Source organism: Paraburkholderia atlantica (assembly GCF_000092885.1).
Classification (GTDB): Bacteria; Pseudomonadota; Gammaproteobacteria; order Burkholderiales; family Burkholderiaceae; genus Paraburkholderia; species Paraburkholderia atlantica.
In genome coordinates this window covers 188,088-210,285 of sequence record NC_014120.1, presented here as the reverse complement: position 1 = coordinate 210,285, position 22,198 = coordinate 188,088, and the positions used below count along the sequence as shown (strand labels likewise).

The following is a 22,198-nucleotide window of genomic DNA, read 5'->3' as shown; positions in this document are numbered from 1 at the left end:
GAAATGATCACCCTTCTGCGGGAGGTGGCAGTTGCGGCCACTGCCAGGGGCATCCCGTGGTTCGTCGGCGGTGCAAGCGCGCGTGACATGCTGCTCACGCATGTTCACGATATTGAACCGACACGGGCCACGGCAGACGTCGATATCGGTATCTCCATTGAAAGCTGGGCCGGGCATGAGGTGCTCAGAGCGGAACTGCTTGCGTCGGGTCACTTCGAGCAGCGGGGTAACGCGACGCACCGTCTGCACTACCGGGTACCGGTCACAGGCGTAAGGACATGGCTCGACGTCGTCCCATTCGGGCGCATCGCGGACGACAGCGGCAAGATCGCCTGGCCTCCGGACCAGGCGATCCGCATGAACGTAGCTGGCTTTGAAGAAGCGTTGCGCGCGGCGGTGCCGGTGCGCATGGATGCCAACCTCGTCGTGCCCGTCGCTTCGCTCCCGGCCCAGGCGATGCTCAAGGTCATTGCCTGGCAGGATCGTCACGACGTCGATCGCAAGGACGCGAGCGATCTGCTTTTTCTGCTCGCGTGGTACGGCGAGGCAGGAAACCTGGAAAGGCTGTACGCCGACGATGGCTTCGATCTGATCGAACAGCACGACCATGACCCCGACATCGGTGGCGCAGCGCTCCTCGGTCGGGACATGGCAGATATCGTTACGCCGGAAGTGAGCGCGCAGATCCTAGCCGTTCTCGCGCCGGACAACCCGTCACCGCTAATACTCACGCACATGATGGCAAGCCGGATGCGGATTCCCGGAGGCGATTCGGCTGAGCGGACTGGTCAACTGTTCGACGCGTTCCGTCAGGAATTTCTCGCGGCGGTTCAGCGTCGCAGCGGCGTATGACCGCCGGAGACCACGGAAGACCTCCCAGCGCGTGTACGGCTATGCACGAGACGAACCTTCGCCCTAAGCGTAACCGCGCACGTGCCTTCCGTGCCGACGAGTGCGTGTGCAACGTTGAAGCCGTTCTCCGGGAGCAACTGATCCAGATTAAAACCTGAGACGCGCCGCTTGATTTGTGGATACTTGTCGCGGATGTGACGCGCGTAGCGGTCACGCAGATCGCGCAGGTTTCGATAAATCTCACCGCGCCTTCCGCCTTCGCCAATGATGGCGTCGAGTTCCGCGGCGCTCGTCGGGCCCACCCAGAAGCGCGCGCCATCGTAAGTGACGATCTCGAGCGCCTCAACGTTTTCCACGGTCTTCCCAGCCATCACTGAATGCGCCCCGCACGCGTTGTTGGCGATCATGCCGCCGAGCGTGCAACGGCTGTGCGTGGCCGGGTCGGGGGCGAACGTAAGGCCGTGCGCTTCGGCGGCGTCGCGCAGCGTGTCGCAGATCGCGCCTGGCTCGACGATGGCAGTGCGCGTCTTCGCATCTACCGATACCACGCGGTTCACATATTGCTCGCGTCGGCCACCACGGCCACGTTCACGCATTGCCCGTTCTGCGAGGTACCCCCTCCGCGGGTCATAAATGGAACGTCCTTGCGATGGCATACGTCGAGCGTTGCGACAAGATCTTAATGTCAACAGGCACGACGACACCGAGCGGTATCTGCCGATAGTTCGATGCATCGGACGCATACAGCGCCTTCGATCCTGCATCGAAACGCACTTCGCCGCGCACATTCGCACGCAGTTCGGTTTCGACGTCCTGCAAAAGGCGCTCGCTCGCCCGAAACGGTGTGGCGGCTTTCACTTCAATTCGCCGCGTTGGCTGTCATCTTGAAGATACCAGTGGCGTTGCCTGCATCGAAGCGCAGGTCTATCTGCCAACGGCACTTTGCCCGATCGAACTCACGCTTGCGCGTGATGAACTCATAGAACGAGCCAGGCACCTCTCGGGTAATCTCCTTGCCATCGGACGAGCGGAAGGCGCGACGCACCGTGTCCGCCCTATACGCTGTCTGGAAGACGCGCCCCGAACGCGAACGTTCGACCTCGGGCTTCATTGGGGGCCCTTCGACTTCTCATCTTCCGAGAGGCTGAACACGTCCTCGACGCGATCCGTTGCATGGTTGAAGGCGTTCCCCTCAGTCGCAATCAACGCCATCTCGGCCGATTCGAGCAGTAACGCGTCGTAATCCGCTTCCCGTGGAATGTCATGCTGACGGGAGAATGCACCGACGATGACGGGCAACAACTGTTCGGCAGCGTCGATGGGCAACGAACCGTCTTGTTCCAGTTCCGAAAGCTGCGAGATCGCGAGCGGCGTCAGGGGATCTTTGGACGAAGCGACGACGTTCGTCACGGCCTGCCGGAACCCCTTTAAGAAGTGCTCCGGATGAAGCTCACTGACGAAGAACTGTGCGATCTCATCCGGTGCATCTTCTTGCGCATACGCACGGCCAGTCATGCCGAGCTTGTCGAGTGGATAGCGGCCGTTGAGCCTGAAGCCGAGCGGACGAAGAATCCGGGTAAACGCGGCCTCGCCGGGTGGCAGCCCGCCGTTATGCGGCCAGCGCACCGTACGCAGCGCTTCGTGATCGAAGAAGACGGAACCGCCGTTTGCTATGACATCCTCCGTATAGCCTCGGGCGTTTTCCGACAACTGCAGAAGATCATCGAAGAGCGCCATATTCATCGCTTACGCCAACTCAGCACGCGTTACAGTGCCTTCTTCCCAGTCGTTCAGAATCGAGGGGAAATTGAGCGTGGAAAGAAGGACACGAGTCTTTTCTTCGCCAAGTAGGACAGTGAGCAGCCTGGATACGTTTTCGTTGTACATTGATCTATTCTCTTGAACTCGCCGCTGCGGAGTATGTATGTGTTTCATGGTTTGACTCTGCCCGCGGGCCTTACGTTCTGCGAAGCAGTCACGACCTCAGCGTCGCTGATCAGCTTTTGATCGTGACGGCTTTGGTAACCAGGTAAGGTTCCAACGCCTCGCAACCGCCTTCCGAACCGTAACCGGAATCGCCAACGCCGCCGAACGGCATTTCAGGCCACGGCGTAGCGCCCTGATTAATCCATAGCATTCCGACATTCAACCGTTGCGAAAGCTGATGTACGCTCTTCACGCAATTGGTGAATGCGTATCCCGCAAGTCCATACGGAAGCCTGTTCGCCTCTGATATTGCTTCGTCGAGGTCATCGAATCCTCGTATCGCAGCGACAGGGCCAAAGGGCTCTTCATTGAAGATTGCGGCGGTTAATGGCACATCAGAAAGCACCGTAGGTGCGAAAAAATTGCCTTGATCGCCGATCTGGTTTCCACCCGTCAACAACTTGGCTCCAGACTCACTTGCGTTGCTCACGACCTCTTTCATGGCCGCCAAGCGACGCTTATTTGCCAATGGCCCTAACGACGTGTTTTTTTCGAGACCGTCACCTACTTGCAACTGTTCGGCATACGCGACCATCGCAGCCTCGAACGATGCGCGCAAACTGTTATGCACAAGGAAACGCTTGGGCGAAACGCAGATCTGGCCCGCGTTTTTGAATTTTGCGGCACCTAAAACTTTCGCAGCCTCCTCGACGTCAGCGTCTGCAGCGATGATCACCGGCGCATGACCGCCCAGCTCCATCGTCGTCCGTTTCATATGTCGCCCGGCCAGACTGGCCAGTTGCTTGCCGATAGCCGTCGATCCTGTGAAGGTGACCTTTCGAACGGCTGGATGGGAAACAAGAAACTCAGAAACTTCCGCAGGATTCCCGAAGACGAGGCCTAAAACGCCCCGAGGAACGCCAGCGTCCGCAAATGCCCGAATAAGCGCCGCCGGCGAGGCGGGCGTTTCTTCCGGCGCTTTCACAATGAAAGAGCAACCCGTTGTAAGCGCGGCCGACAGTTTCCGGACGATCTGATTAACCGGAAAGTTCCAGGGCGTAAAGGCTACGACCGGTCCGACCGCTTCCTTCAGCACCAGTTGTTGAACATTCTGACTTCGCGACGGAACGACGCGTCCATAGACGCGCAAGCCTTCATCAGCGAACCATTCGATGGTCTCTGACGCCGAGAAGACTTCCGCCCGAGCTTCAGAAAGCGGCTTTCCCTGCTCTTGCGTTAGAAGGGAAGCAATGGTCTCGACGCGCTCCCGCAGGAGCATTGCCGCGCCTCTCATCATCCTCGCTCTTTCAACCGCTGCGACGTTTCGCCATTCAGCGAAACCCGCTTCTGAAGCGGATGCAGCGCGTTCCAAGTCCTCCTTTGCCGCGCAGGCGACCACGCCAATCCTTTCGCCGGTCGAAGGGCTGATCACATTGATGGTCGCTCCATCAAGTGCGTCACACCAAGTTCCGTCAATGAAAAGCTTGGTATCTGAATAGGTCATTTAACTACCTTTCATCATAATGCAGCTCAACGCGACTTTGCGAAGACGCTTCGCGTGTCAACTTGCGAAGCCGTTGGTGACGCTTCTCAGGTGAGAAGAACGTATATTTTCCGCACCGCCTCGGTGACTCTCAAAGTTCCTGAGAAGCCGGCGGGGATAACGCCCGTGTCGCCCTTAGAGAATTCAGTCTGCGGTGTGGTTTCGCTCTCGAGCGAGAAGGTACCCTCTAGGACGTGGAAGATCTCGTTTCGGTTTGATGGATAGACGAACTTCCAGGCGCCGACCTCTGCCTCCCAGAAACCGACACCCGGACGTGATGGTTCAAAGTCCACCAACGGACGGCTGATTCTCTTCGGCTTACCAGTGATTAACATTTCGTCAGCGGGATAGCTCATGTTCTCCTGCAGCTGAGTCGGATCGATCTTACAAATCCGTTCGAAAGTCAACTGTTCCATAGTTTCTCCTTGTAAAAAGCGCTGGTGTTTCGTGTGTCATAAGGCAACGCGTATGAGACGGCGCATGTGACCTCGTTAAGCGCCTTCGTGCTTAGCTGCTGACACCTGGTTTGCACGCCGCTGAACGTCAGCTCCCATGGCCCGCCGAGCCCGCAAGCATGATTGAAAATGACGTCGTTAAAAAAGTTTTGTTCCATCGACAAAACGTCCTTCCGCCGCCAAGTCGACCAGTGGTTGGCGGTCACTCGGCACTCCTTTGCCTGGAGAAAATGCGGAAGTAGCGCAGCATCCCTGCTCGGCCCTGTGCTATGCAGGCTTCGATTGAAAAATCGTCTGGAATGCCCAGTTCGCTACGGATGTGGTCGCTGTTGATCCCTGCAAGAGCACGAGCGCCCCACCCTACAAGGTTAGCTTGCAACGCAAGAAATGCCCAGGCAGCTCCAGCATCAAATGAATGCATAGGCAACGAAACTTCCTCATCTTTTCCAGGAAGCAGAAACGCCTGCTTTGACAAAACCACAACGATCGCCGCGGCACGGACTGCCCACGAGCGGCTGAAGTCATTCAAAAACGAAAGAAACGAGTCCCAGTGATCCGTGTCCCGACGGGTGTAAACAAGCCGCCATGGCTGAGAGTTATAAGAGGAAGGAGCCCAACGGGCAGCTTCGAGAATAGTGAGAAGGGTACGCTCATCGATAGGATCCAATGTGAACGCTCGAGGCGACCAGCGCTCGACTAACTGAGCATCGATTGGATAACTGGGTATACGAATCGTTTGGATAGCCATAGTCAGAGCTCGATAACGATCTATTCGAAACCAAAAATAGACGCAACATTTGAGACGGATGTCTCGGGAGTCACGCCCGATTCTTAACCTATTCCGGAAATCAATCGTCAACGCCGGTGCCACTGCAGGTTAGAAGAGTCTTCGCGGAGTCATACATGAGGCCTGCAAGCTGCGGCCACCTCAGCCAGCCATCGGTCACGACACTCCTTCATAAACGAAACAAATGTTCGCCCTACTTTCGACAGCGGGCGAGACCTTGGGTATAGCAGTCCAACCCTGAAGGTAATGCAAGGGTCTACGAGACGAACATCGACCCGATCAAGGTATCCGTGAACACTGAAAGGATCGATAAAACCGACACCCACTCCCAGGGCGGCCAACTCGCATGTCGCGTGCGAGAATGAGGTATCGATGCGCATGACACGGTGTATGTCTCGGGATTCGAAAAGGCGATCAACATGCGGCCGGGCTTGATAGTGTGCCGTGGTGGAGATAAACGCACGCCCTACGAAATCCGCCGGTGAAAGCATCGACTTTTGCCCAAGCTGGTCCCCCTTCTTCATAACGGCGTAGTAGGGAACATTGCAGAATTCGTCTACTGAAAGATCTTCGCGGTCGTAAGGTACTTCTGCTAGACCAAGATCGATTCTTTCCGTCGCAATCCAGTCCTCCACCTTCGTGGAGCTTTGAACATCCAGCGAGATATCAACGTCTGGATGAGCTTCACAAAACCGAGCCATGACCGCCGGCAAAAAGGTTATTCCTAGGGCCGGCATGCATGCGATAGAGATGCTACCTACGCGAAGTCTCCTCACATCAGCGGCAAGTTCGCCGATCCTTTGGTACGCACGGAATGTGTTCTCTACTTGCTCGTGGATCATCCTTCCTTCAGGCGTCGGCACAAGCCTGCCAGCAGCGCGGTTAAACAATGTCACGCCGAGCTCCTTTTCGAGCTCGGCGATCAAGCGACTCACCGATGGCTGAGACAGCCCCAGCAAGTCCGCAGCACCGTTTACTGTGCCGACCATCATAGTCGTGCGGAATGCTTCAAGTTGCCGGATGTTCATAGTTTCCCAGTTGATAGCCCACTTTCAAGAGCCATCATCTATGTTTCCGACCAGCATCGCAAGGATGTGCCGACCATGGTGTTCGGACGGTCGGGCATTCCCGGTGCTTCGCGGCTGGCACTGCTCCATAAAAATTCGATCACGATGAGCGATTACACTGGGCGACAATCCGTTCGATTTGAAGCACCGGCGTCCTCAGTCAAATAGTCAGAGGTGCGATCCGTGCAAAGCCGCGCTCGTGCCACAGCAGGCATCCCACATCAGCGGTCTCATTGAACGCAATCTCTCTGATTACTCCAACGATGATGGAGTGAGTGAATCCGTCATGCTGATCACTGATCTCGCAGTCCAATGCAACCGTTGCATCACCCAGGACCGGTGCACCAGTCACGAGAGATGCCCAATTGTTTCCGGTGAAGCGGGCTTGCCCTTTAGTTTTGCGAAATGTGTCAACGATCCCACAGTGCGCTGTCGAGAGGAGATTTACGGCAAAACTACCTGCCCTCAGGATCGCGTCGTGGGACGAAGCGCTCTTGTTCACGCATACGATGACTGACGGCGGGTCGTCGGATAGACTGCATACCGATGTAGCGATGAGGCCGAACGGCTTTGCGTCGTGCTTTGCGGTAATTACTGTAACGCCGGCAGCGAACAACGACATCGCTTGCTGGAAGTTAGCCCTGGAATCGATGGTTTGCATTTGGTCACCTGCCTGGAATATGACGGATTACGCAAGCTTGAAGATGCTGGGTTTGAGGCCAAGGTTCTCGCGCAGAGTTCGTCCTTCATAGCGATCCCTGAACAACCCGCGGCGACGCAGTTCCGGGATGAGGAGATCACTAATGTCATCCATGCCGCCCGGAAGGATGGCCGGGCAAAAATTGAAGCCGTCCGCACCATCATTCTTGAACCACTCTTCCATCTCACCAACGATATCGCTCGCAGTTCCAATCGCGAGGCGCACCCAGAAAGTCGATGCGACGCGCTGGTAGAGTTGTCGAATTGAGAGTTTCTCGGTACGAGCCATCTCCAACAGGTTTGATGCGATGCTCCTGAGTTTCTGACCACCGATGTCTGGCACCGGCCCATCAAGCGGATACCCAGAGAGGTCGCCCAGAGCGTTATAGAGCGATGCCAGACCGCTCAGCGGGTGGATAAGCTCCTGAAGCTGGTCGAACTTGTCTTGCGCCTCTTGCCTAGTCTTACCGACGAACGGTGTAATGCCCGGCATGATTAGCAACTCTCCGGGCTCGCGACCATACTTCGCCAGCCGCGCCTTAAGATCGCGGTAATAATCTTGTGCGTGTTTCAGGTCGTGCGAGTTGCTGTAAACCACGTCCGCGCATCTAGCAGCGAGTTCACGTCCGGCCTCGGAAGCTCCGGCCTGCACAATGATCGGCTCTCCTTGCGGTGTGCGCGCCGAATTCAGTGGACCACGCACCTGGAAGTGCTTGCCCTTGTGGTCAGGAACGTGCAACTTGTCTTCGTGGTAGAAGAGGCCGCTTTCCTTTTCTCGAACGAATGCGTCATCTTCCCAGCTTCGCCAAAGGGATTTGACGACGTCGACGAACTCGTCGGCTCGTTCATACCGCTCTTCATAAGCAAGGTTCTCGTTCCTGTTGAAGTTCTGAGCTTCCTCATCTGACCATGATGTGACGACATTCCATCCGGCGCGGCCACCGCTGATGTGATCGATGGAAGCGTATTTGCGCGCGATGTGAAATGGTTCGTTGTACGTGGTCGAGGCAGTTGCCACCAGGCCGATATTTGACGTCGTGGCGCCCAGTGCGGCGAGAAGTGTGATCGGTTCCAGCTCAGCATTCCGCATGTCACGCGCGAGAGATCCTTTCGGATTGTCGTTGGCGCGGATCCCAAGACCGTCAGCAAAGAAAACCATGTCAAGATGCGCTGCTTCCGCCTTACGGGCCGTGCTCAGGAAGTACTCGAAACTGAGCGCACCGTCCGCAGGCACGTCCGGATGCCTCCAGGCGGCCACGTGGTAGCCGAGATATCTCATCGAGAGGCCGAGCCTCATTTTTCCGTCTTTGGTCATTGCAAGCGCTCCCATTGCTGGACTGTTCCGCCCGAAACGTGGCGGTATGGGTGAATATTCGCGCTTCACCGCCCAATAAACAATGTCGCCAAAAGCGGCCGACTATTTGAAAAGTGGATAAGGGTATTCCCTGAATCCTAGAGCAAGAGCGGGCTGGTGTGCTGCCGCTGAACGCAGCCTTCCATCTCCGGCGTTTACCGCGGTGTGCATCCGTGGCCGCGCTTCCCGACTTGGACATGTGAGATCGGCGGCCGCGGGAATGCGCGATAAGGGAGGCAATGAGTTACCGAGTGGAAGGCTGCCCGCATGAGGGGAAACCCTCTATACGAATTTCAAATACCGGACCTTTTTTGACGGCATTGTGTCGTTCACGTCGACGGCACACGATCGTACTCATGCCGCCCGTGCATACCCCGGCGGTGCAACGAATAACCCCGCAACTGGGAGATGTTGATTCTGGCGGCGGATGTCAAGAAGCGATGTCTCTCTCTGCCGCTGCTGTCGCGACGACGCGCGGCGATACACTGGTTGGGCTGGTCGCCAGCACCGACTGCAAAGGAAACAAGATGCCGAACAGAGCCAACACCCTTGACCCCATTACCTGCACGAAAGTCTTAAGCAGTAGGATGCGGGATGTCATCGCCGCGAACTTCGGCACATTTTTCGAATGGTTCGATCTGCTCGTGTACGCAATGTTCGCGATTACTGTGTCAAAGCTATTTTTCCCGACCGGTGACGAACAATCGGCGCTGTTGCTCAGTCTCCTAACCTTCGCAAGCTCATTCCTCATCCGTCCGGTCGGTGCGATTATTCTAGGCGTCGTCGCGGACAAACATGGCCGGCGTTTCACGTTAAGCCTCACGGCGTTCCTGATGTTGTGCGGCACCGCCTCGATCACCCTTGTGCCCACGTACGACAAGATCGGCGTGTTCGCGCCGGTAATTCTAGTCGCGGGACGCCTGCTGCAAGGCTTTTCGGCAGGGGGCGAATTTGGAGCAGCCAATTCATTTCTGACCGAGCAGGATGCAAAGCGGAGGGGATTCTTCGGGAGCCTGCAATGGTCGACGTCGGGCCTCGCCGTACTGGCAGCCTCGCTCTTCGCCTACGGCGTGAATCGCTATCTGTCGCCGGAACAGATCGATTCCTGGGGATGGCGTCTGCCGTTCGCCTTCGGCTGTCTGATCGGACCGATTGGCCTCTACATCCGTAGGAAAGTGAACGAGACGGCCGCGTTCGAGAAAGCAAGCGACGTGGTGCCACGCAAGCCGCTGCGCGAAACGGCGCAATCACATATGTCAAGCGTGCTCATGGGCGCGATCATTTCCGGCGCGGGCGGCCTCGCAAGCTTTATGAACATCTACATGCCGACGTTCGCAATTCATAATCTGGGAGTCAGCAAGGACGCAGCCTTTTTGTCATCGATTCTGAGCGGCCTCGTATCCGTCGTGTTCCCGATAATCGGTGGCATCGCAGCGGACCGGCTCGGCACCGTCAGGGTGATGCGTGCCGCACTACTGTGCGGCATGCTGCTGATCCTGCCGCTCTTTTACATGCTCACGCGTGCACCAAGCACCGCAACATTGATCGCATTCCAGTGCACCCTTTCACTGGTGTTCTACAGCTTCTACTACGCGCCGGTCAGCTCGTTGCTCTCACAACTTTTTCCTACGTCCTGCCGTACCACCGGCTCGTCGCTCGCCTACGTAATCGCGATGACGCTGTTCGGCGGACTCACGCCTGTCGTGACCAACCTTCTCGTGAAATTGACGGGCAGCATCATGTCGCCGGCCTATTACCTGATAGTGATTTCGACCCTCGCGCTCGTGGCCCTGATCGCCAGCCGCAAGCGCGTCAACTGACATATCTCCGAGCTAACATGCTGCCCATTCAAGAAACCACATTGAAACCCGAATTGCCCAAGCAGGTCTCCGTCGCAATTATTGGCGGCGGAATTATTGGCATCAGTTGCGCGCTCGCGCTGGCACGCAAGGGTGTCGACGTCGCGGTGTTCGAAAAAGGCACGATCGGTTGCGAACAGTCTTCGCGCAACTGGGGCTGGGTGCGCTCCATCGGACGCGATATTAAGGAACTGCAACTGTCTGTTCTCGCTAACGAATTGTGGCAGTCAATCCAGTCGCAAATCGACGTGGGCTACCGGATGACGGGACTCGCATATCTTGCGAAGGAGGAGTCGGAGATGGCTCTGCATCAAAAATGGATCGATGCGTCCGGCGCCAGCGGTGTCCGCGTCAGGCTTCTCGGCAGAGCCGAACTCGCTAGGACTCTCCCGCAGTCGAGTCGCACATGGCAGGGGGCGCTGTATAGCGCGATCGACGGTGTCGCCGAACCCACGATGGCCACACGGGGCATCGCCGAACTCGCTCGCGCGAACGGTGCATCGATCTTCGAGCACTGTGCGGTGCGCGGCATTGATATGTCCGCGGGTCGCGTGTCAGCTGTCGTGACCGAGCACGGCGTCGTGAAATGCGCCGACGTGGTTTTGGCAGGCGGTGCGTGGTCGCGGCTGTTCTGCGGCAATCACGCAATTGACTTTCCGCAACTCAAGGTTCATGCGTCCGTGCTGCAAACCGCGCCTATCGATGCTCAACTGGACGTCGCGATCAACGGGGGCGACTTCACATGCCGCAAGCGCTGCGACGGCGGATACACAGTGTCGAAACTCGGCGCCTCGGTCGCCGATCTCACGCCCGACAGCATTCGCCTGAGCACGAAATTCCTGCGTGCCTGGCTCAAAGAGCGCAAGTATCTGCGACTCCGTTTCGGACGCCCCTTTTTTGATGAACTGAAGATTCCGCGCCGCTTCAGCATTGACGGCCCGACGCCGTTCGAATCGTACCGAGTGCTGGATCCTGAGGCTAACAACGCCATGCTCAACGACGCAATGAATTGCCTGAAGCAGACCTTTCCATCGTTCGCCAATGCGACGATTGCACGTACGTGGGCAGGTATGATTGACGTCACGCCCGATGCGCTGCCGGTTATCTCGAAGATCGAGCGGATACCGGGCTTCTATCTCGGTTCCGGCTTTTCAGGCCATGGTTTCGGCATTGGACCGGCCGCAGGCGCTGTGCTCGCCGATCTGGTGACAGGCGATCGCACGCAGGTCGCCATCGAAGACTTCGCCCTGAGTCGCTTTTGCTCGTAGGGATGGAGGTTCCTCCTTTGACAGGTTGACCCATAGCTAGCACGACTATACACATCCGTCACCGCGACGCCTTCGAGCCCAATGGAGCTCGGTACGCTCAGCGGAGCGGCGGAAATGCTTGGGTGCGGGTTCGAGACCCGACCCAAGCGCACGGGACGCAACGAGTTTCTTGACACGATGAACATGATCGTTCCGTTGGGCCGAACTGCGCGGTAGTCAAACTGTATTACCGGAAAAGTGGCAACGGTCACCCGCCGATTCGTCCGGAGCGCATGCTGCGGATTCGCTGCTGCGCCGGTTCAATCTGGCCGATCTCGCTTGCGAAGATGCCCTATATGACTGCGTCGCTTTGTGGCCATTGATCTGGGCCGCGAAGCCGTACCAGATGTCACAACGCCGCTCAACCCCAATGCCTGCTTGAGAAGCATCAACTCGGCGAACGGCCCTTCACCGAGGTACTGGGAGTGTACCGACGTCACTGCCGTTGTCCGCGCGGTGCCGGCGCGGCCGGACGTCCCGAGCCACCCGCGCGCGTGCACACGGCCGCCACCAATCACACAGCATATATCGCGCGGCGTGCGGCAGCGATCTTTTGGAAGACCGCATCAGACTCCGGCGGTCGAGTCGGAGACGGTCTGAGATCGTTAAAAGTACGGCGTCGCCCCAGGTTCACCCCTAAGTGCGGCGATTCCCGACAATCCTTCATCACCTTAGAGACGGGTAGCTCACACACACGTCACAGCCTGGTATCGCGCGCTGAACGCAAAAACGTGTCGAGCAGCGGTGTGCAGTTGAGCAACTCGGGGCCGCCGGCGCGGTGGAACTCCGGGTGCCACTGCACGCCGACGACGAATGGCGCACGCCGACAGCGGATTCCTTCGATGATCCCGTCGTCGGACGACACGGCCTCGATGTTAAGATCGCGACCGAGCTCGCGGATCGCCTGATGGTGGATCGAGTTCACGATCACTTCCCTGCGCCCCGGCAACATGCTCGCCAGCGTCGAGCCCTCCGGAAAGCGGATCACATACCGGTGCTGGTCGTAGTGCTCACTCACGTGCGCGTTCGCGGTCGGCACGTCGGTCGCGACGTCCTGATACAGCGATCCGCCGAACGCGACGTTGATCAGTTGACAACCGCGGCACACACCGAGCACCGGCTTATCCGACTCTAGAAACTCATGCAGCAGCTCGAGCTCGTACATGTCGCGCACGCGATCGCCCGGCCATTCCGGCCGTGGGTCCGATGCCGCGTAAGTTTGCGGCGACACGTCCGCGCCGCCTTGCAGCAGCAGCCCATCAAGATGCTTCGCGTAGTCGCACAGCCGGATGTTGCTCGGATGCAGCATCCCCTTGGCGCCCGACGGTCGGGATCATGAACACGAGGACGTCGCGCGACATCACCCAGTGCGCGATAGACTCCTCCAGATACTGTAGAGTCTTGCCACGCAACCCCGGCGCGCCGGGCTCTGGACGGAAGACGCGTGCGGATACGCCGATGCGCAGCGTTCGCTGCGTAATTCGCTGGCCGGCACGATCGAACACGCGCCGAGCGCGCGCCGCAATGATCCGGCCGAGCGCCGGCCATGGTCTGTCGCTACGACGCAGGAACGTACCCGGTGCCGGCGATCCCATGCCGCCCGGCGGTGGCCGTGATGATTCGAAATCCGGCTGTGCCCCGAAAGCCGGCGGCGTGCTCGCCTTGGCCGCGGCGGCGGCCCCACCGAACTGGCAAATAGCGCAGCGGCGGGTGATCCGGCGTTGGACGGCGAAGCAGCCGAATCGGTAGTTGAACGGCCGACGAAGCATCGGGGGGTAGTAGCCAATGAATCTTCGACGCCGGGTGCAACCCGCCCGGCGAAGTCGGCCACCTGTCGCACATCGGCGTCCGTGGCATCGAGCGCGGGCACGGTCTGGACCGGTGATGCGCTCCACGCGGCACCTGGAGCGAAGCTCCGTGGCGCCGTGCTGCTTAAATGGGAGAACGACGGAGACGGCGAATCGGAGACACCGGCGGACAAAGGCGTGTTATCGCTCATGACGAGGGTCAGGCTCGTCCTTCATACGAATAAAGAGACGAGAGATATATCTTTCAAAAGTACCACGGGTGGACGGGAGCGCCGTCCGCCCGTGAAGCATTGTTCTACATCTTTGGGATGTCAAAATCGGTGACGCACACCGACAACCACCAGTGTCTGGGAGTTACCGTTTCCAGTCAGCCCATATGAACCGACTGATGCGACTGCGTCGACGAGCCCTCCTGCGGCCGTCCGCTGCGTTCCGCTCGCATGCTGGTAAGCGGCAACCGCGTAGAAGTCCGTGCGCTTCGACGAGGCGTAGGTAGCGCCCGCCGTCACCTGGTTATACGTCGCAGACGTGTCACCTCCAGCGCGGGTGTAGATGTACCCGAGTCCGCCAAGGACACTGGGAGTAATCTGATAGAGGGCATACACTTTTCCCGAATTGAAGTGCTGCTGCGATTTGAACGTCGACTGCGCGTCCGCGTTAAACGCCGCGTAGCTATACACCGCTCCGAGCGTCAGCGCAGAAAGCTGGTAGCGGGCCGCTGCATGCGCGATTCCGATCGTTGCAGCTGTTTGATAGCCGTTGCTGATGGGTCCGTCAAAAATCGAATCCATCGTACCGCTCCACGTGGTCCGAAGCTGTCCCGGGGCGGCCGCAGTATTGCTTCCATGAAGATAGCCTGCCGCGATGCTCAATGGTCCGCCAGTGTAACTGGCTACCGCAGAGTAGGTATTTCCTGACCCAGGCTGCCCAGCCACACCATTCAGTGCGTACAGTCCTTCAAACTGGATAGCTCCGAACAAGGGGCTGACGTATTTGATTGCGTTCGAGATGCGCGCGCTATTGTCGTTGTTATCGACGTCTCCGGGAGTTGTGGCTGGAGATCCGAAGACGCTTTCGAGTGTCAACCCTTGAACCTTGTCAACCACCGGGTCATACTGGCGCCCCAGCTTAAGAGTACCGACACTGGCGCTCGTGATACCGACCCACGACTGCCGGCCAAATTCGCGTCCACCTTGACCAAGTGCTCCGGTGCCAACATTAAAACCATTTTCAATCTGAAAGATTACCGCCAACCCACCACCAAGGTCTTCTACGCCTTTCAACCCCCATCGATCACCATTGAGATTACCGTTCATCATCGCATAGCGGCTGCCTTGATTCGTGTTGACGTAGCCAAATCCTGCGTCAATCAAACCGTACAAGGTAACGCTCGATTGCGCATGAGCCATGCCGACGAGTGCGGTTGACGCCAACACGACAGCAGCAGACTTTTTCTTGTGCATATGATCTCCATCGATCATTGAAGCATGACTGTGCAGACCGAGACACAGTGACTATTTTTATATGTTCTACTAAATTAATAATCTTCTGCCATGCCCCCGATGCCCATTCGATTTTGGACGGACATTATCAACAGCGCGTCCGAATCAAGGTGACTTCGCCGGAACCACGTTACGGCTGGATTGCGTCAAGGTCGAGCGTTCCTAACAGTTGTTGACCCATACAACGACGACTGTTACTGCCGACAACCTCGGCCCCTGGTCGGCGCGCAGGCATCGGCGCCGTATCAGCGACGCTCCTCCCCTACTCAGGAAGCCGAGCAGAGACAAGGTAGACAGATCGCCTGCAAGGAAAGCGCGTCAGACGCCGCACGCCCTCGGGGGGCCTGGCAGAGAGCCCTCCCGCCCCGGCCTCACTGTGCTTCGCTAGGGCCGTCCGGGACTGCGACGGCCTCCTTCTCAGGCGGCCTGTTGCGGCAAGCGGGGGCTCAGTTCGGCGGGCATCAGGCAGGTGAATGGGTCAAGTGCGCTTTGCCGCTGGAACTCATCCTTGACGGCCGTGCGGAGCCTATCGTCCGTCAAGACATCCGCTCCGGTTGCCGCCATGACCTTCGCAGCATAGGCCAAACCCTTGCGGGCCGGATCCGAATTGCTCTGGGCGGTCCATTGCCATGTGTGGGACGGCGGGCCAATGACGTGGGTGGCCGCCAGAAGCTGCACTGTTGGCACCGTCCGACTGACATCGCCGACGTCCGTCGATCCCATGACCGGGTCAGTGACCTTGCGCAACGGCCAGACATCATCGCACAGCACCGTGTGCTCGCGCGGCGCGAGCTGCCACAACTCGTAGGAAGCAGCAATCGCTTTCGCCGAACAGGACGCCTGAAAAGGCGCTGCGATTGCGCGGTCACGTTCGTCGAAGCCAGTAGGCCCCAACTTCGTCAAATTGGCGTGGAGCGCTTCTTCCAAAGGACCATTGCGAAGCAAGCTTGCCACCGCAGCGCGCACGTCTTCGCTCACCTCGGTCTCTGTCATCAACGCTGCGCCTTTGGCTACCTTGCGGACCCGTTCGGCCAGTTCGACCAATTCCGTCTGTTGGGCTGCGCGAATCGAATAACGTACCGTAGCGCGGCTCTGCACGACATTCGGCGCGATGCCGCCTGCATCGATGATGGCGTAGTGTATGCGGGCATGGCTCGACATGTGCTCGCGCATATAGTTGACGCCGACGTTCATGAGTTCGACGGCATCTAGCGCGCTGCGGCCGAGATGCGGCGTAGCTGCAGCATGGGCGGTGCGCCCCGTAAAGCTGAAGTCGATTCCGAGAGTGGCGAGGGAGCCACAGTCCCATACCATGTTAAAAAAGGCTGGATGCCACGTGATTGCGGCGTCGACGTCGTCGAAGGCGCCTGCGCGCGTCATGAAAGCCTTGCCCGCTCCGCCCTCCTCTGCTGGACAGCCGTAGTAACGCACGCGGCCTCTCAATCCGTTGGCCGCGAGATAGTCCTTCACGGCCGTCGCCGCCAGCAGAGCCGCGGCGCCAAGAAGGTTGTGTCCACACCCGTGTCCATGTCCGTCCTTTTCGACTGGCGAGAACTCGGCCAGTCCGGCCGTCTGGCTCAATCCCGGGAGCGCGTCGTATTCGCCTAGGAACGCGATGATGGGTCCGCCTTCGCCGGCCTCGCCCATAACGGCGGTCGGAATGCCGGCGACATTCCGGACAATACGAAACCCCTCCTGCTCCAGCATCGCCACATGCTCGGTAACGGATCTGAACTCGTTATAGCACAGTTCAGGCGTTGCCCATACCTTGTCACTGAGCACGAAGAAGTCTTCCTTTTTTGCTTCGACGAAGTTCCAAATCTCTTCCGCGACTGCCATTTTGATATGCCTCTCTGCATCAGTTGAAAATAGGTTTGAAACTCTAGTCTTGCGAGGGACGAGCCCCTTCAATCCAGCACAACTCCGTTCGCGTCATCGAACCGGTCAAGACTTTTTGGAAAGGCCATGACGGCAAACAGCATGACCGCACTTGCCACAACCGCATAGAACGCAGGCGAAGCGGGATTACCCGTGTATTTCAACAGCCAGGTGACGACAACCTGTGCGCTGCCGCCAAAGATCGTAATCGGAACGGCATAAGTGACACTGAGGCCGAGAGCTCGTACGCACGCGGGCAACGCTTCGCCAATCAGCAGCAGAACGGAAGATCCCGCCGCGGCAGGCATAGCACTCATTAATACGGTGGCGATGAGCAGGGTCGACACGCTCTGCGACTGAATGAGAAGGTGGTATGCCGGGTAGATTCCCGCGAGCAGGACGGTGTATGGAAGCGCCACTATGACCCGGGCGTGATAGCGATCACAGAGCCACCCACCAAGCAGACCGAACACGATCAATGACGCACCTAAAACGATCGCCGAAAACATCCCGATATGCGGCGGCATTTTCAGTACCGCGATGGAATAGGTGGTCATGTAGACTGCTACATAGAAAACCGCGGTGCTGGCCCCGAGCATGGCCATGCCGGGCAAAATGGCACGTCGATGGCTCCACAAATCGCGCCAAGGAGTGGCCGTCGTGTTCGCACTGCGGCTGCGGCCATCGAAGGTCTCGGGCATCTGTTTGCGCAAATAGAGCGCGACCGGGACGAGCAGGAGCCCAAGGGCGAACGCCAATCGCCATCCCCAACTCTGCATATTCTCCGGCGCCAGTAGCGATGTGAACGTGACGCCGACGATCCCTGCCGCGAAACCCGAAATGCCCTGGCTGGCGGTCGACCAGCTCGTATAGAAACCGCGCCGCCCCTCAGGGGCTGCTTCCATGAGGAATGCTACGGCCGGTCCGACTTCGCCGCCCAAGCCGAAACCTTGGATGAGCCGGCTGATGACGACAATGATCGGAGCAGCAACGCCGATGGTAGCCTGATCGGGAGTCAAAGCCAGGCCCATAGTGCCGATAATGATCAGCGCGATGGTAAGAAGCAACGCCGGCTTGCGTCCTATGCGGTCGCCGAGCCGACCGATAAACAGCGCACCAAGAGGGCGAGTCACGAAGCCCACGCCAAAAACTGCTAGAGATGCGAGAATTCCTGTCAGTCCGTTCAAGGAGGGAAAGAAAGCCCTTGCTGCGTAGACCGCGAAGAACGAGTAGATCCCAAAATCATAAAATTCTAGAGCGTTGCCCGCGATCGCCGCAACAACCGCTCTTCTAGGCACTCGTCGTTCCGATTGCGCGAATCGCGAGTGTGGCGGCCGGCGCTCATCAAGCACAGTCATCTTCTGTCTCCATTGGGCGAATTCTTCGTTCGCGGTTCGTGATTCGTTGCTGTCCGCCAATCACGAATGCAGTGGCGTTGATGAAAGTCTGCCTCTCGGATAAGAACGACACAATCCGGCCAAAATAGGTCAGGCATTTGAAACCCGAATAGGGTGCGCCTCGATACTGATACTGAAACGACTCACCAGCATCCGGTGCTTAACCAAGGTAGACTTGATACGTTTTTTGAAGTAATTGTCACAGAGGACCGTACCGACATTCGAACTGGCGATCCACGTGAACACATCAGACGGAGGGTCTCACTACGTCGGCACTCAATACAGCCAACGACTGACTGAGCTTCCCCTGAAATTTCGCCTTCCAGCAGGTCGCGTATAAACTCGACCCAAAGGAAGGAAAGAAGAGATGTTCAAGGTACCGCACCAGGTGTACACGGCAGAGTTCAAGGAAGCGGCCGTGCAACGAGTCAAGGACGGGCAAAGCGTGAGCGCTATGGCCCGCGAGCTAGGCATGTCGATGCAGACGTTGCGCAACTGGCTCAAAGCGTCGGAAGCCGGCAAGCTGAACGGCGCCGGCGCGAAAGTCGTCACGGCTGAACAGATGGAGCTCTCGCGTCTGCGCGCGGAGAATAAGCGCTTGCAGATGGAGCTGGAAATCGCAAAAAAGCGGCGTTCTTCGCGAAGGACCTCCTGTGAAGTTCGCCTGGATTGACACGCGGTGCCAGCACTATCCGCTGTCGGCGTTGTGCGAGGTCCTTGGTGTAAGCGTGAATGGCTATCGCGCCTGGAGGCGCGGCGGCACGCCCGAGCGTCAGCGGCTGAGCGATGCACAGTTGCTGACGTTGATTCCAACGATTTATGCCGAGGTCAAAGGCGCCTACGGCTCGCCGCGCATGACCGAAGAGATTCGCTCTCGCGGCTTTCCGGCCAGCAAAGCACGGGTGGAGCGGCTGATGAGCGCCAACGGTATCCGAGCCCGCCACAAGCGCCGCTATCGCGTGACAACCGATTCCAGGCACAAGTTGCCGGTCGCGCCGAACGTGTTGAACCGTAACTTCACGCCGGCCGAGCCCAATCAGGTGTTCACCTCGGACATCACGTACATTTGGACCGACGAAGGCTGGCTATATCTGGCGGTCACGCTGGACCTGTTCAACCGGGAGGTCGTAGGTTGGTCCGTCAAGCCGCGCATGACGGCGGACCTCGTGACCGACGCATTGACGATGGCATGCTTCCGTCGCAGGCCCGCGCCCGGTGCGCTGCATCATTCGGATAGAGGCCAAGACGCAAGCCGTGAATTCCAGCGCAAGCTGAGTTCGTACGCCATGCGCTGCTCGATGAGCCGCAAGGGCAGCTGCTGGGACAACGCGCCGACGGAAAGTTTCTTTAACAGCCTGAAGAACGAACGGGTTCACGGCACGCGGTATCGCACGCGTCGCGAAGCCGTGGCGGACTTGTTCGAATACATTGAAGTGTTCTATAACCGCAGTCGTCGCCATTCATCGCTTGGCTTCAAGTCGCCAACCCAGTTCATGCAAGACTGGCTTGCGGCTCAGCGGACAAAGGATACGGCTGCATAACTCGGGGCCTCTGGAAGGCGAAAAACCGAGGGAAGCTCACCCCGTCCCCGAAGGCAATGCCCTCGAGCAACAGCTTGATCTTTTCCGGGCCGTTGATACGGCGCCAGGTTTTCTCAGCTTCCTCAATCAGCTTGAATGCCAGGCCAAGGAAGGTCGGCCGCGACACGCAGTTACGTGTGCGTGTCGTACGGTCACGCACCGTCGCGAACGTCGATTCAAACCAATTCGTCCAGACCAAGCCCGACTCCCGATAGACCGACGACTGCTTTTTCCGTATCCTTGCTCATGGTGGATGGTTTGATATTTTGCTGGCTTCCGACTTCGACAATCAGATTCTCCGCTGAACCTCCACCGCCTTCAATTCCCCGCCTCAGACCCCCCGTACAATACTTCCGACTTTAGCTCGAGCGACAATGACTGTGCGTGGAAAGCACATTCCGCAGATCCCCACAACGGCGACGCATGCGGCTGTTGGCTTACTCGAAGCTATCCGGATTCATCCCAGTCTTTCCCGGCAATCGTGTTTGTGAAAGAATCTTGTGAAGAACGTCGTCCGAAAAGCCTCTCGCATTCGATTTTGAACGCCTCGATCTCTCGCCGCCTCTCCGCGGACGACAGGCCGCGCTCCGTCGCTAGCACGGACGCTGCTTGATCGAGTTCTGCCTCGCTGAATTGATGCCGCCAACCAAGCCCGGTGCGCCGAAAAAGAAGATCCATGAGGGTCACCGCATGTTCCTTCTGTATGCCATGCTGGAGATCTGAAAGTCGTGTGGACAGTCCCGACACCAACGCTGGCGAACTGTCGCCTGCCGGCGGCTGCTTTGGCGCATAGTCCGGTCGTTGCCGTCGGCGCTGGGGTGTTAGCCGCTTTGCCACCGCCTTCGCCAAGAGGCGGCCGGCCGAACGATGACTCATTACGGGCCCGGCAGTCATCGCGAGTACATTTGGCATACCGTCGCCAGTAAGGTCGTGGAGTTGCCGGGAACGATTTCCGAAAGGAACGGCTTTGTCATACGTCAACGGCCTGACGCCCGCCCAGGTCAGCCGAACGTCCTTTTCCGAAAGCCCTATGCCTGGCAGAAGACGGTTAGCCTCTTTGAGCAGCCACGCCTGTTCTTCGTTAGTGACATGAATGTCTTCTTTGTTTCCCTCGTAGAGGGTTTCTGTCGGCCCGAAATAATGCAGGTCGTGCCAGGGAATACAGTAGAACGGTTCGCTCTTACTGTTTAGCGTTGCGACGCCGTAACCGGCGCACGAATCTGGCAGTTTGACAACAATATGCGTTCCCTTGGTTCCGAGCACGCGGCGTTTGGCGTTTGGCTCAGGCGTAGCGTTGACCTCGTCGATCCAAATGCCTGCAAGGTTAAGCACGATAGAAGTACTGACTTCTACGGTCGCACCGTTCAATTGATCCGTAAGCATGACTGGCCAGACGCGGCCGTCGCGACGCCGTCCTAGCCTGGCCAAGGTGTAATTGCGAACGACCGCCCCCATGCGTTCTGCGTCGAGGATACAATCCATGCATACTCGTTCGGGCCAGTCGAACTCGTACTCACGATACACCGCAAGTGAATCAATACGGTCAAGATCACGCAATTGGCTCATCAGCGGCATATTACGCGCTTCGGTACCGGAGATACGGTGGTAATCAAGTGGCGGGTTGCGAGGACCGAGCAGTTTCAGAATAAGGAATGCAATATCCACTTGCCAGGCGCGATAGGGACCTTCCCGATAAATCGGGAAGGCGAACTGCAGCGGTCGAGCGCGCAACGATGACGTCTCGACGAACTCGGCCCGCGCCTCCATCGCTTGTTTCGCCATTTTCATCGCTGTTATAAAGCGCGTCGGATGGACAACAAAGTCCCAGATTGAATGGCCTGGCGCCAAATAGCGCAGACCACAATGCAAAAGCCGACTGGAGCGACTCGAAGTCCCCGAACCGAAGTCACCCTTCTCGACGAGAAGAACGCTGTGACCCTGCCCAACGATTTCCTGGGCGGCGGCGGCGCCGTTAATGCCTCCGCCGATGATGACAACGTCGAAGATCTCGTGGTCGAGAAATTTAAGCGGTGGTCGCACGACTTCTCTCCTTCAGTCGCTCGTTAAACGCATGCATCACCCCAGCCGACCTCTCTTCCTAAATGGCGAGATACGATTGAAGAGGCCGCTGCGTCGCGCCCGTAATCGCGGCCAAACTCCCGAGTAAGTTCACCGGCGGTGAAC

The 22,198-nt window shown here is 58.1% G+C and carries 12 protein-coding genes and 7 pseudogenes; 5 read left to right on the top strand and 14 right to left on the bottom strand.

Annotated features, from left to right (window positions below; all coding sequences use genetic code 11):
* Positions 1 to 3 precede the first annotated feature (3 nt).
* A complete protein-coding gene (locus tag BC1002_RS34240; RefSeq protein ID WP_049870337.1) occupies positions 4 to 852 on the top strand; it encodes a nucleotidyl transferase AbiEii/AbiGii toxin family protein in 849 nt (282 codons plus the stop codon).
* Positions 853 to 890: 38 nt separating this feature from the next.
* Here the strand turns inward: BC1002_RS34240 and BC1002_RS37220 are convergent.
* From BC1002_RS37220 to BC1002_RS34195, 8 genes and pseudogenes are all read right to left on the bottom strand, one after another.
* Positions 891 to 1,710, bottom strand: a pseudogene (locus BC1002_RS37220) (FAD-binding oxidoreductase); the annotation flags it as partial.
* A gap of 1 nt (position 1,711) precedes the next feature.
* Positions 1,712 to 2,739 (bottom strand): annotated as a pseudogene (locus tag BC1002_RS34225) (2-oxoadipate dioxygenase/decarboxylase family protein).
* Positions 2,740 to 2,848: 109 nt separating this feature from the next.
* Positions 2,849 to 4,282 (bottom strand): NAD-dependent succinate-semialdehyde dehydrogenase, encoded by a 1,434-nt coding sequence (locus BC1002_RS34220; protein ID WP_013094542.1) that lies wholly within the window; start codon positions 4,280 to 4,282, stop codon positions 2,849 to 2,851.
* Between the two features lie 86 nt (positions 4,283 to 4,368).
* Positions 4,369 to 4,737 carry a cupin domain-containing protein gene (locus tag BC1002_RS34215; RefSeq protein WP_013094541.1) on the bottom strand — a complete coding sequence of 123 codons (369 nt, stop codon included), beginning with the start codon at positions 4,735 to 4,737 and terminating at the stop codon, positions 4,369 to 4,371.
* Positions 4,738 to 4,914: 177 nt separating this feature from the next.
* A pseudogene (locus BC1002_RS34210) lies at positions 4,915 to 5,524 on the bottom strand (nitroreductase family protein).
* Positions 5,525 to 5,673: 149 nt separating this feature from the next.
* Entirely contained in the window at positions 5,674 to 6,591 is a 918-nt protein-coding gene (locus BC1002_RS34205) for a LysR substrate-binding domain-containing protein (protein ID WP_013094539.1), read from the bottom strand.
* A 199-nt stretch (positions 6,592 to 6,790) separates the two neighbouring features.
* Positions 6,791 to 7,291: a flavin reductase family protein gene (locus BC1002_RS34200; RefSeq protein WP_013094538.1), complete on the bottom strand. Its 501-nt coding sequence runs from the start codon at positions 7,289 to 7,291 to the stop codon at positions 6,791 to 6,793.
* A gap of 27 nt (positions 7,292 to 7,318) precedes the next feature.
* A complete protein-coding gene (locus BC1002_RS34195; protein WP_013094537.1) occupies positions 7,319 to 8,644 on the bottom strand; it encodes an LLM class flavin-dependent oxidoreductase in 1,326 nt (441 codons plus the stop codon).
* Between the two features lie 395 nt (positions 8,645 to 9,039).
* Between BC1002_RS34195 and BC1002_RS34190 the strand changes: the two genes are divergently transcribed.
* The 3 genes and pseudogenes from BC1002_RS34190 to BC1002_RS39290 all read left to right on the top strand — a co-directional run.
* On the top strand, positions 9,040 to 10,503 hold the full coding sequence (locus BC1002_RS34190; protein WP_238538118.1) for an MFS transporter: 1,464 nt from the start codon (positions 9,040 to 9,042) through the stop codon (positions 10,501 to 10,503).
* 17 nt (positions 10,504 to 10,520) lie between these two features.
* Positions 10,521 to 11,810 (top strand): NAD(P)/FAD-dependent oxidoreductase, encoded by a 1,290-nt coding sequence (locus BC1002_RS34185; protein WP_013094535.1) that lies wholly within the window; start codon positions 10,521 to 10,523, stop codon positions 11,808 to 11,810.
* 81 nt (positions 11,811 to 11,891) lie between these two features.
* Positions 11,892 to 12,268 (top strand): annotated as a pseudogene (locus BC1002_RS39290) (transposase); the annotation flags it as partial.
* 278 nt (positions 12,269 to 12,546) lie between these two features.
* Here the strand turns inward: BC1002_RS39290 and BC1002_RS34180 are convergent.
* The 4 genes and pseudogenes from BC1002_RS34180 to BC1002_RS34165 form a co-directional block, all read right to left on the bottom strand.
* Positions 12,547 to 13,848, bottom strand: a pseudogene (locus tag BC1002_RS34180) (gamma-glutamyl-gamma-aminobutyrate hydrolase family protein).
* 120 nt (positions 13,849 to 13,968) lie between these two features.
* Entirely contained in the window at positions 13,969 to 15,120 is a 1,152-nt protein-coding gene (locus BC1002_RS34175; protein WP_013094534.1) for a porin, read from the bottom strand.
* A 456-nt stretch (positions 15,121 to 15,576) separates the two neighbouring features.
* Positions 15,577 to 16,998, bottom strand: coding sequence for an amidohydrolase (locus BC1002_RS34170; RefSeq protein WP_013094533.1), 1,422 nt, complete (start codon positions 16,996 to 16,998; stop codon positions 15,577 to 15,579).
* Between the two features lie 68 nt (positions 16,999 to 17,066).
* Positions 17,067 to 18,395, bottom strand: coding sequence for an MFS transporter (locus tag BC1002_RS34165; protein WP_013094532.1), 1,329 nt, complete (start codon positions 18,393 to 18,395; stop codon positions 17,067 to 17,069).
* Between the two features lie 406 nt (positions 18,396 to 18,801).
* Between BC1002_RS34165 and BC1002_RS34155 the strand changes: the two are divergent.
* Positions 18,802 to 19,975, top strand: a pseudogene (locus BC1002_RS34155) (IS3 family transposase).
* Here the strand turns inward: BC1002_RS34155 and BC1002_RS39285 are convergent.
* A pseudogene (locus BC1002_RS39285) lies at positions 19,926 to 20,204 on the bottom strand (hypothetical protein); the annotation flags it as partial. The pseudogenes BC1002_RS34155 and BC1002_RS39285 overlap by 50 nt on opposite strands.
* Positions 20,205 to 20,461: 257 nt before the next feature.
* Positions 20,462 to 22,054 carry an FAD-dependent oxidoreductase gene (locus BC1002_RS34150; protein WP_013094529.1) on the bottom strand — a complete coding sequence of 531 codons (1,593 nt, stop codon included), beginning with the start codon at positions 22,052 to 22,054 and terminating at the stop codon, positions 20,462 to 20,464.
* Positions 22,055 to 22,198 lie beyond the last annotated feature (144 nt).